Consider the following 10,655-nt stretch of genomic DNA (forward strand, 5'->3'; position numbering starts at 1 on the left):
CCGCACACCGCCCCGAACCCCGCCCCGGGCTTCACACCCGCCGCCGGGACCGACCGCGTGGCCGCATCCGGTGGCCCCTGCCTCGGCGGAAGGGCGCAGGACCCCGCCCCCGCGTCGACCGGCCGGAACGCATCGGAGGGCGACGGCGCGACACCTACCGGCGCCACGGCGTTCGCCGACCGCACCGCCACGGGCCGCCGGGACCCGTCGACGCATCCCGGTGCCGCGGCCGACGCCGCGTGTCCGGAAGCCGGTCGGGGTTCCGCGGAAGGGGTGGGGTCGTGAGGGCGTCGTGGGGGCGGGAGCGTGTGGTGCCGGAGGGGGGTGAGGCTCCGGTCACCGTGCCGGGGGCCCGCGTCGGGGAGGGTGAACTGCCGCCGGTCTCCCGAAGGTTCCTCGCCAGGGCGACGCTCGTCACCGCGTCGCTGTCGGTCGCCGGGGCCGTGCTCGGGCTGGTGCGGGACCAGTCGCTGGCCCGGCTGTTCGGGGCCGGCCGGGACACCGACGCCTTCCTGATCGCCTGGACCGTACCGGAGTTCGCGGCCACCCTGCTCATCGAGGACGGCCTCGCCTTCGCGCTGATCCCCGCGTTCAGCCTGGCCCTGGCCCGCCGCGCCCGAGGCGTCCCCGGGGACCCGGTGCGCTCCCTGATCGCCGGCACGCTCCCCCGGCTCGTACTGGCCTTCGTCGGGGTGTCGGCGCTGGTCGCCGCGCTCGCCCCACAGCTCGTCGCCGCCCTGGCGCCGGGACTGCCCGACCCCGACCTCGCCGTGGACTGCACCCGGATCACCGCGACCTGTGTGGTGAGCTTCGGCCTGGCCGGCTACTGCAGCGCGGCCCTGCGCGCCCACCGCCGCTTCCTCGCCCCCGCCGCGATCTACGTCGCCTACAACGCCGGCATCATCACCGCGATGTTCGTCCTCGGCCCGCGCTGGGGCGTGCGTTCGGCGGCGCTGGGCGTCGCGGCCGGCGGCCTGCTGATGGTCGCCGTACAACTGCCGTCGCTGTGGCGTCAGTTGTACGCCCGGCCCACGGCCGTAGCCGAGGAGCGGACCGCCGCGGCCCACCCGATGGACGTCGCGCTGATCACCACCGTGCTGCTGTTCGCGCTGTGCCGCCAGTCGCAGGTGCTCATCGAGCGCTTCCTCGCCTCCCATCTGCCCGCGGGCGCGATCTCCCACCTCAACTACGCCCAGAAGGTGGCCCAGATCCCGATGACGCTGTCGCTGATGGTGTGCACCGTCACCTTCCCGGTGGTGGCGCGCGCCCTCGCCGAGGGCGACACCGAGCGGGCCCGCGCCCGGGTGGAACGGGACCTGGCGCTGGCCTGCTGCCTGGTACTGCTCGGCGGTGCCGCCGTGCTGGCCTGCGCCCCGCAGATCGTCGAACTCCTCTTCCAGCGCGGCGCGTTCACCGCCGAGGACACCGCGGCGACGGCCGGTGTGATGCGGGTGTACACGCTCGGACTGCTCGGCCACACTCTCGTGGGCGCCCTGGTCCGCTCGTACTTCTCGGCCGGCCGCGCCTCCTGGTACCCGGTCGGCGCGATGACCGCCGGCGTCGTCGTCACGTCGTGGCTCGGCGCCTGGACGGTGGGCCCGTGGGGCGTCACCGGGATCGCCGCCGCCAACGCCGCCGGCATCACCGTCACCGCCGCCCTGCTGCTGCGCGGCATGGGCGCGCGCACCGTCCCGATCCGCACCCGGCACGTCCTGCGCGAGCTCAGCCGCCCGCTGCGGGCCGCCGTGCTCGCGACCGCCGCCGGGGCGTTCGCCGCCTCCCGCGCCGAGTCGCCCGTGCTGGGGCTCGCCGTCGGGGGCGCGACCGTGACCGCCGTGTTCGTCCTGCTCGGCCCGGCCCCGGGCGTCCAGGGCCTCGCCCCCGCGCTCCGTTCCGTCCGCACCGTCTCACGAAGGGTCGCGCATGGCCTCTTCCGTTGACCACACCTCCGTCAGGGCCACGGGCGCTCCCGTCCGCGGCCGGGTCCCCTGGGTGGCGATGTACCACTCGGTGGGCGACTGTTCCGACGACCCCTACCGCATCACGGTCACCCCGGACCGCCTGGACGGACAGCTGCGCTGGCTGCGCGGGCGCGGGCTGCGGGGCGTGTCCGTGACCGAACTGCTCGCCGCCCGTGCCCGCGGCCGGGGCCACGGCCTGGTCGGGCTCACCTTCGACGACGGGTACGCCGACTTCCTCACCGGCGCCCTGCCCGTGCTGCGCCGCCGGGGCTGCACCGCGACCCTGTTCGTGCTGCCCGGCCGGCTCGGCGGGGACAACGCCTGGGACCCGCTCGGCCCGCGCAAGCCGCTGCTCACCGCCGACGGCGTGCGGCGCGCGGCCGACGCCGGGGTGGAGATCGGCGTGCACGGTCTGACCCACGTCGACCTCACCACGGCCGACGACACCACCCTGGAGGCCGAGGTCGCCCACAGCCGCGCGCTGCTCACCGAGGTGACCGGCACCGAGGCGGGCGGCTTCTGCTACCCGTACGGCCGTGTGGACCGGCGCGCGATCGACGCGGTGCGCGCCGCCGGGTACCGCTACGCCTGCGCCATCGACCCCGGCCCGCTCACCGGTCCGCACGCCCTGCCCCGTGTCCACGTCGACCAGCGGGACACGGCGGTGCGGCTGTTCCTCAAGCACCGGCTGCACCGGCTGCGCCGCCGACCCGTCGCGGGGCTGTGATGAAGGCCCTCCAGGTGATCACCGGACTCGGTGTGGGCGGCGCCGAGCAGCAACTGCGGCTGCTGCTGCGCCATCTGCCGCTGTCCTGCGACGTGGTGACGCTCACCGACCCGGGCCCGGTCGCCGACGGGCTCGCCGCCGACGGAGTGCGGGTCGTCCACCTCGGCATGCGCGGCAACCGCGACCCGGCCGCGCTGCCCCGCCTGGCCCGGCTCGTCCGCCGCGGCGGCTACGACCTGGTGCACACCCATCTGTACCGGGCCTGTCTGTACGGCAGGCTGGCCGCCCGGCTCGCCGGGGTGCGTGCGGTCGTCGCCACCGAACACTCCCTGGGCGACTCGCAGATGGAGGGCCGCGCCCTGACCGCAGGGGTGCGCGCGCTGTACCTCGCGGGGGAGCGCCTTGGCCGTACCACCGTGGCCGTCTCCCCTACGGTCGCCGCGCGGCTGGAGCGCTGGGGCGTGCCCGGGCCGCGCATCGAGGTCGTACCGAACGGCATCGACGCCGCCCGCTTCCGCTTCGACCCGCTGCTGCGCCGGCGCACCCGCCGCGCGCTGGGCCTGCCCGAGGACGCGTACGTCGTCGGCGGCGTCGGACGGCTCGTCCCCGGCAAGCGCTTCGACGTCCTGGTGGAGGCGCTGGCCGTGCTCCCCCCGGACTGCCGGCTGCTGCTGGTGGGCGGCGGCCCGCAGGAGGAAGCGCTGCGCCGCACCGCGCGCGAGGCGGGTGTCGCCGACCGGGTGCTGTTCGCCGGGGAGCGCCCCCACCTCCCCGACGGCTCCCCCGGCCCCGACCTGCCCGCGCTCGCCTCGGCGATGGACGTGCTGGCCGCGCCGTCGCCCCAGGAGGCGTTCGGGCTCGTGGCCGTCGAGGCCCTCGCGGCCGGGCTTCCCGTGCGCTACACGTCCTGCCCGGCGATCGAGGACCTGCCGCCCGGCGCCGCGCCCGACGCCCACCGCGTGCCGTGCGACCCCGCCGCCTACGCCCGCGCCCTGGCCGCGGCCCGCGCCACCGCCCCCGGCCCGCGCACCGCCCCCGACGCCGTCCGCCACTACGACATCGCCCGCAGCGCCGCCCGGCTCATGGAGGTCTACACGGCAGCGCTGGCCGGCACCGCCCCGCCGTCCCGATCCGACCGGAGAGTCAGTTCGCCATGACCGAGAAACCCACCGGACTCCACCTCCCGTTCCGCCTCGCCCGCCGTCTCCCGGCCTGGTCGCTGCTCGCGGCCGGCGTTCTCACCGGCGGTCTGCTCGGCGGCGCGTACGGCACGTCCAAGACGCCCACCTACACGGCCACCAGCTATGTCGTCGCCGTACCGACCGACGGGGCCGACCCGGCGGCGGCGCTCGGCTTCGCCCAGGCGTACGGCAGGATCGCCACCCAGCTCGCCGTCCTCGGGGACGCGCAGGAGTGGGCGGGCGTGCCGGTGCGCACCCTCCAGTCGAGCGTGCGGACGGCCACCTCGCCGGACGCGCCCATGGTCGCCGTCTCGGCCAGCTCCGCGCGCCCCGGCGTCGCGGCCGACATGGCCAACGCGGTGGCCCGCTCGCTGACCCGGCACGCCGATGCCACCAGGTCGAGCACCCACGTCGGGCTGCTCCAGTTCTCCCGCGCGGTGAGACCGACCGCCCCGGCCTCGGCGTCGGCCGCGGTGACCGGACTGGTGGGGGCGAGCGCGGGCGGGCTGCTGGGCGGCCTCGCGCTGCTGGTACGGCCCCGGCGCGCGCCGTGGGAGCCGGTGCGCCCGGCGACGGTGCCCGGTCCGGCCGTCGCCGCCGACGCCCACGGCCAGCTGTGACGGCGACCTGCGCCGCACGGCCGGCGCTCACCGGCGAACTCGTCACCGACGAGGGCGAGTTCGGGCGACTGGGTCCCGCCTGGGAACGTCTGTGCCGCGGCTGCGGCACGGCGACCCCGTTCCAGAGCCACGCCTGGCTGCACTCCTGGTGGCGGTCGTACGGCGTCCCCGGCCGGCTGCGGCTGGTGCTGGTGCGGGCCGGCGGTGACCTGGTCGCCGCCGCCCCGCTGATGCTGGTCCACCGTCCGGTGCCCGCGCTGGTGCCGCTCGGCGGCACGATCTCCGACTACACGGACGTGCTGCTGGACGACGACCGCGCCGAGCCGGCCGCCGACGCGCTGGCCGGGGCGCTGTGGGCCGCCGCGCGCACCGCCCTGATCGACTTCCGCGAGGTACGGCCGGGCGGCGCGGTGGAACGGATCCACGACCGCTGGCGCGGGCCGAGCCGTCTGCTGCCGGACTCCCCGTGCCTGGAGCTGCCGGCCGTGCCCATGGCCGGGCTGCTGTCCCGGCTGCCGTCGGGCAAGGCCCAGCGGGTGCGGGCCAAGCTGCGCAAGCTGGACGCGCTGGGGGTGCGGCGGCGGACCGTACGCCCCGACGAGGTGGACGGGGCGCTCGCCCGGCTGCTCGATCTGCACGCGGCGCAGTGGCGGGACCGGAGGGTGACGACCGAACACCTCCGGCCCCGCTTCCGTGAGCACCTGGTGCGCGCGGTGGGGCCGATGGTGCGCGGCGGGGACGCGGTGGTCACCGAGTTCCGGCTCGACGGCGAGGTGGTGGCCGTCGACCTGACCCTGCTGTCGGCGGGCCTGGCGGGCGGTTATCTGTACGGCGCGCATCCCGTGCTGCGGGAGCGCAAGGCGGACGTGGCCGTGATGCTGCTCGACGCCTGTACGGAGCACGCGCGCGGGCGCGGCACGCTGAGCCTGCTGCGCGGCGACGAGCCGTACAAGCACCACTGGCGTCCCGAACCGGTCGTCAGCCGGCGGGTGCTGCTGGCCCGGCGGCCCACCGCCCCGCTGCTGTGGGCCGCGCTGGGCGGCGCGACGGCACGCCGTCGGGGCAGGGAGGCACTGCGGCACGCGGAGGTGCCCTAGCGGTCGCGTGACCACCAGTCGAAGCGGAGGCACAGTCTTCCGCCGAGCCAGTGCTCGACCCAGTCCCCGAGGTCCAGCGGTGTGCAGCCGGCCGGGCGCGCCGGGGCGGACGTCGCCGGAACCGTGGACGCGGGGACCGGGGCTGGGGTGGGCGTCGGGGTCGGCGTGGGTGCCGGTTCGCCCGTGCGGCCGGAGAGGACCGAGCGGTAGATCTTCGACGCCCTCGGGTTCTGCGCGCACAGCCACACCCCGTGCGGGCAGTAGTCGGTGAGCGTGTTGTAGAGCGGCCGGTGCTCGTCCATCCAGGCGAGCATGCGCCGCATGTACTCCGTGTTGTCGCCGTTGCGGAACAGGCCCCACTCCGGGTACGAGACGGGCTTCTTGTGGGCCTTGGCGAAGTCCACCTGCGCCTGGAGGCCGTAGGGCTCCGTCACCTGCTCGTCGAAGGTCAGCCCCGACGGCTGGTCGTAGGAGTCCATGCCGACGACGTCGACCGTGTCGTCCCCGGGGTAGCACTCGGTCCACGGGACGGCGTCCCGGCCGCGGCTCGGCGCGAAGTCGAAGCGGAACCGCTGGCCGGGCACCGCGCGCATGGTGGTGACGATCCGGTTCCAGTACGCCTTCCAGGCCACCGGGTCCGGGCCGCAGCGGTGGGTGTAGGTGACGCCGTTCATCTCCCAGCCGAGGACCAGCACGGTGTCGGGGACCTCCAGCCGCACCAGCCGTTCGGCGAGGGCGCGGAAGTGCTGGTCGAACTGCCCTTGGGCGCCCTGGCGCAGCAGCGTGCGGACCTGGGCGTCGGAGAGGTGGTCCTCGTTGCGCTCCAGCATCGGCACGTTGAGGACGAGCATCCGGTCGGACCGCTCGCGCCGCCAGTCCGCCCACCCGTCGAGGAAGCCGGGAGCACCCTCGATGTTGCGCCAGCGGTCGCCGGGCAGATAGGTGTGGCCCACGCGGAGTTCGGTGCCGCCGAGCCATTCGCTGAGCCGGGCGATCCGGGCGACGCCGAGGGGGCCGTAGTCGAGGTAGGCGCCGAAGGGCGGGGGCGGGTCGGCCTTCGTGACCGGTCCCGCGGCGAATCCCGGTCCGGCCAGGGCCAGGGACACGGTGACGGCCAGCGCGACGACACCCCGTCGCACCCCCCGAACCCCACGCTGTCGTCCACCCACACCCGTTCCTCCCTCCACTGCCCACCGCTCGCGGCACGCCGGTACTGACACTCAGTCACATCCGGGGGCGCTCCGCCAACGCGGATACGGCTTTCGGGTCACACGCGGACCCGGGTGGGCGAACGGGGCCGGTCCCAGGGCGACGGACAGCGCGGGCGAGGCGACCGGGGCCGGACGCACGAAGGCCGGGTCCGCGGGGACGACGCGTGCGGGCCCGGCGTTGAGGGGCGGGTGCCGGGCACTGGGGTCCGGCACCCGGCGTGTCACCGGCGCGACACGGCTCGGGCCCGCCGGTACAGGAGCATCCCGGCCGCGATCAGCACGGCGCTGGCGGCGGACGCCCCCAGCATCGCCCCGCTACCGGTGTGCGACAGCTCCGGCGGCGAACCGGCGGACGGGGGCGTGTTCTCGCAGTAGTCGCCGTACGCCGACGAGCAATCGGAGTCGTGACCGTACTCGGGCTTGCCGTGCTCAGGCTTGCCGTACTCGGGCTTGCCGTACCCGGAGTCACCGTGCTCGGGCTTGCCCTCCTCGGGCTTGCCGTGCTCGGACTCGCCGTACTCGGGCTTCCCGTACTCGGAATCGTGACCGTACCCGGAGTCACCGTGCTCGGGCTTGTCCTCCTCGGACTTGCCGTACTCGGAATCGTGACCGTACGCGGGCTTGCCGTGCTCGGGCTTGTCCTCCTCAGGCTTCCCGTACCCGGACTCGCCGTACTCCGACTTGTCCTCCTCGGACTTGCCGTGTTCGGGCTTGCCGTACTCAGGCTTGTCCTGCTCGGGCTTCCCGTACCCGGACTCGCCGTACTCCGACTTGCCCTGCTCGGACTTCCCGTACCCGGACTCGCCCTCCTCGGACTTCCCGTACTCAGGCTTGTCCTGCTCGGACTTGCCGTACTCGGACTTGTCCTCCTCAGGCTTGCCGTACTCGGACTTGTCCTCCTCAGGCTTGCCGTACTCGGACTTGTCCTCGTCGGACTTGCCGTACCCGGACTCGCCGTACTCCGACTTCCCGTACTCGGGCTTCTCCTGCTCGGCCTCGCCGTACCCGGAGTCGCCGTACTCGGACTTGCCGTGCTCGGACTCGCCGTACTCCGGCTTGTCCTGCTCGGACTTGCCGTACCCGCTGTCGCCGTACGCGGAGTCGTCGTCCGACCCGTAGTCCGAGTCACCGTACGACGTGTCGTGCGGACGGGTCGGTCCGTCGGTGTCCTCGTAGTCCTTGCCGCTCTCGTCGCTCTCGTCGCTGTTGTCGCTGTTGTCGCTCTGCGCACTCTCGGTGTTCGTCGTGTTCCCGGTGCTCCTGGTGTCCTCGTCGCTCGGCCGTGCCCCCGCGTCGCCGTTGAGGCAGGAGTTGACGAACGACGGGTTCAGCGCGGCGGCCACGTCGACGGTGTTGCCGCAGATGTTCACCGGCATATGCACGGGCACCTGGACGTTGTTGCCGGACGCGACGCCGGGCGAGCTCTTGGCGGCCGCATCCGCGTCCACGTCGGCGAGCGCGGGGCTGCCGTACAGGGACAGGATGCTCGTCGCGGCGACGGCCGCGACCATTCCTCTGCTCAGGGTCTGTCGCAATCTCGTGGTCTTCCTGCTTGAAGAAGTGGGAAGGCCGGCCCCGGAACGCAGAATCGAAGGATCGACGGTCCGGGGCCGGCCTGTGCTCAGCCGGAGGCTGGTGATGTGCCGTGTCGTCAGTCGTTGACGCAGGCGTTGCCGAACGAGGGGTTCAGCAGCGCGAGGGCGTCCACGGTGTTGCCACAGGCGTTCACCGGAATCTCGACGGGCAGCTGGATGACGTTGCCGGACAGCACGCCCGGGGAACCGAAGGCGGCGGCCTCGGCGTCGGAGTCCGCGAAGGCCGGGGCGGCACCGCCCAGAGCCAGAATGGCGCCCGCGATGACGGCAGCGCTCTTCTTCATGGAGTTTCCCTTCTCTGCGGTCATGCCCCTATTGACGGCCGAAACCGAGCGAGCACAGCTTGTGGCTCGCACCATGACCGGCAGGCTGTAGAACGAGGAATAGACGGCGGAGAAACTACGGAACGCAGGCCGCACGGGAATTCACTCGTTCGCCTTCACAGAACTGACACACAGAGGGCAAACGATTCGCCTGAGTGGCGGAAAGCAGGATCCGAAGGGAATCGGCGGGAAAACCGCCCGGACGCCGGCGTGTGAACGCGGCGCGCGCCCCGGGCGGTTCTCCGGAGGCCGAGGCTCAGTCGTTGCCGACCCCGTTCCCGGACAGGGCCGAGATGTCGTCCAGGATGTGCGACAGCGGTTCGTCGCCCTTGGCCTGGGTCGAGTTCTCGACGCACTGCTGGTTCTGCGGCGACGACAGGACCGGGATGTCCTGCACGGTGACCGGAGCGACGACGCCGACGAGCGAGCCCACGTCGGCCTTGGCCGGCAGTCCGACGCAGAGCTTGTTCAGCGAGCTCTGCACCAGGGTGGCCTGCGGGCTCATGGCACCGGCCGTGGCCGAGTTGCCGAACGACTCCTGGGCGGCGTTGCCGCTGGCGGAGGTGGTGCCGGTGTCGTTGCCGATGGCAAGCGCCTGCGGGGCGAGTGCCGCCGACGCACCGACGACGGACGCGGCGACCGCCGCCACGGCCATTGCCTTCTTCAGCATGTCGCTTTCCTTTCCTGTCCCGGCCCGCGGCCGGAACGCACTTTCCTGCTTCCGCATCAACCGACGGGACGGCCAATGGTTGCGGCCCGTCACCCGATCGGATCGCCCGGCGGCGCGGAATTCACGGAAACCCCGGGCGGCGGAACGCTCGGGAGTGTGACGGGAATGTGGGCCGTCGGAGTGAAGGGCAGGAACCAATCCGACCGGGGTCAGTTGACCAGGGCGCTCCGGTGGACGGGGTTTCTTCTGAAGGGAATTGCACGTGATCAAGAAGGTTCTGGCCGCTGCCGCTGTCGCCGCCTCCGTCGTCGGCGTCTCGGCCACCGCCGCCCCGCAGGCTCTGGCCATCGGCAACGACAACGGCACCACCTCGTTCAGCGGCAACGGCGCCGCGCAGTCCTACGGCAACTCCGCCACGTACGGCAACATGAGCCCGCAGATGGCCCTCATCCAGGGTTCGCTGAACAAGCCCTGCATCGGTCTGCCCGCGAAGGCCAACGTCGGCTCCCTCGCCGGCCTCATCCCGGTCTCGGTCCAGGACCTCAACGTCCTGTCGTCGCCGCAGAACCAGCAGTGCGTCGAGAACTCGACCCAGGCCAAGGGCGACGAACCGCTGTCGCACATCCTGGACGACATCTCGGCCCTGTCCGGGAACGGTACCGGCAACCGCTGACGAGGACACCGTCCGGAGCCCTTTCCGGGCTCCCGCAGCGGGCCACCCGCATTCGGCGGCCCGCTGTTCCGCGTGCCCGCGCACGGGTCACGCGGAGCGTTCGTCGACTCATCGGACCGCGCTGCGCCGAACGGGGCACAGCCCGCAACCCCGCCCCGCCCGGCCACGTTGACGATCATGCAACTCCTCCCCCGGAGTCCGCCTTTCGAAGGGAATCATCATGAAGAAGCTGTGGGCGACCGCGGCTCTCGCCGTTTCCGTCGCCGGCCTCGGCGCCACGGCCGCCCCCCAGGCCCTGGCCATCGGAGACGACACCGGCACCACCTCCGCCAGCGGCAACGGCGCTTCGCAGTCGTTCGGCAACTCGGCCACGGCCGGTGCCATGAGCCCGCAGCTCTCGCTGGTCCAGGGCTCGCTGAACAAGCCGTGCGTCGGCCTGCCCGCGAAGCTGAACGTCGGCTCCGTCCTCGGTGGCACCCCGGTCACCGTGCAGGACATCAACGTCCTGTCGTCGCCGCAGAACCAGCAGTGCGTCGAGAACTCGACCCAGGCCAAGGGCGACGAACCGCTGTCGCACATCCTGGACGACATCTCGGC

The 10,655-nt window shown here is 73.4% G+C and carries 11 protein-coding genes; 7 read left to right on the top strand and 4 right to left on the bottom strand.

What is annotated here, in order from left to right:
* Positions 1–341 precede the first annotated feature (341 nt).
* From AB0F77_RS14765 to AB0F77_RS14785, 5 genes are read left to right on the top strand one after another with little or no spacing between them, the layout of a single operon-like run.
* Positions 342–1,940 (top strand): lipid II flippase MurJ, encoded by a 1,599-nt coding sequence (locus AB0F77_RS14765; protein WP_361947134.1) that lies wholly within the window; start codon positions 342–344, stop codon positions 1,938–1,940.
* Entirely contained in the window at positions 1,924–2,688 is a 765-nt protein-coding gene (locus AB0F77_RS14770; protein ID WP_361947064.1) for a polysaccharide deacetylase family protein, read from the top strand. Before AB0F77_RS14765 ends, AB0F77_RS14770 begins: the two co-directional genes overlap by 17 nt.
* A complete protein-coding gene (locus tag AB0F77_RS14775) occupies positions 2,688–3,845 on the top strand; it encodes a glycosyltransferase (RefSeq protein ID WP_361947067.1) in 1,158 nt (385 codons plus the stop codon). Before AB0F77_RS14770 ends, AB0F77_RS14775 begins: the two co-directional genes overlap by 1 nt.
* Positions 3,842–4,489, top strand: coding sequence for a lipopolysaccharide biosynthesis protein (locus AB0F77_RS14780; protein ID WP_361947070.1), 648 nt, complete (start codon positions 3,842–3,844; stop codon positions 4,487–4,489). The genes AB0F77_RS14775 and AB0F77_RS14780 overlap by 4 nt, the downstream gene beginning before the upstream one ends.
* On the top strand, positions 4,486–5,586 hold the full coding sequence (locus tag AB0F77_RS14785; protein ID WP_361947073.1) for a GNAT family N-acetyltransferase: 1,101 nt from the start codon (positions 4,486–4,488) through the stop codon (positions 5,584–5,586). The genes AB0F77_RS14780 and AB0F77_RS14785 overlap by 4 nt, the downstream gene beginning before the upstream one ends.
* On the opposite strand, the gene AB0F77_RS14790 is transcribed toward AB0F77_RS14785, so the two are convergent.
* The 4 genes from AB0F77_RS14790 to AB0F77_RS14805 all read right to left on the bottom strand — a co-directional run bounded on the left by AB0F77_RS14790 (position 5,583) and on the right by AB0F77_RS14805 (position 9,385).
* Positions 5,583–6,680 (bottom strand): glycosyl hydrolase, encoded by a 1,098-nt coding sequence (locus AB0F77_RS14790; RefSeq protein WP_361947137.1) that lies wholly within the window; start codon positions 6,678–6,680, stop codon positions 5,583–5,585. The two genes, AB0F77_RS14785 and AB0F77_RS14790, sit on opposite strands and share 4 nt — an antisense overlap.
* Before the next feature lie 338 nt (positions 6,681–7,018).
* Positions 7,019–8,332 carry a chaplin family protein gene (locus AB0F77_RS14795; protein ID WP_361947076.1) on the bottom strand — a complete coding sequence of 438 codons (1,314 nt, stop codon included), beginning with the start codon at positions 8,330–8,332 and terminating at the stop codon, positions 7,019–7,021.
* 116 nt (positions 8,333–8,448) lie between these two features.
* Entirely contained in the window at positions 8,449–8,700 is a 252-nt protein-coding gene (locus AB0F77_RS14800; RefSeq protein ID WP_361947079.1) for a chaplin, read from the bottom strand.
* Positions 8,701–8,971: 271 nt separating this feature from the next.
* Positions 8,972–9,385 (bottom strand): rodlin, encoded by a 414-nt coding sequence (locus tag AB0F77_RS14805; protein ID WP_361947082.1) that lies wholly within the window; start codon positions 9,383–9,385, stop codon positions 8,972–8,974.
* Between the two features lie 262 nt (positions 9,386–9,647).
* Between AB0F77_RS14805 and AB0F77_RS14810 the strand changes: the two genes are divergently transcribed.
* Positions 9,648–10,058 (top strand): rodlin, encoded by a 411-nt coding sequence (locus AB0F77_RS14810; RefSeq protein ID WP_361947085.1) that lies wholly within the window; start codon positions 9,648–9,650, stop codon positions 10,056–10,058.
* A gap of 220 nt (positions 10,059–10,278) precedes the next feature.
* The coding region (locus AB0F77_RS14815; protein WP_361947088.1) for a rodlin at positions 10,279–10,655 on the top strand (377 nt) is incomplete at its 3' end.

Source organism: Streptomyces sp. NPDC026672 (assembly GCF_040638185.1).
Taxonomy (GTDB): domain Bacteria; phylum Actinomycetota; class Actinomycetes; order Streptomycetales; family Streptomycetaceae; genus Streptomyces.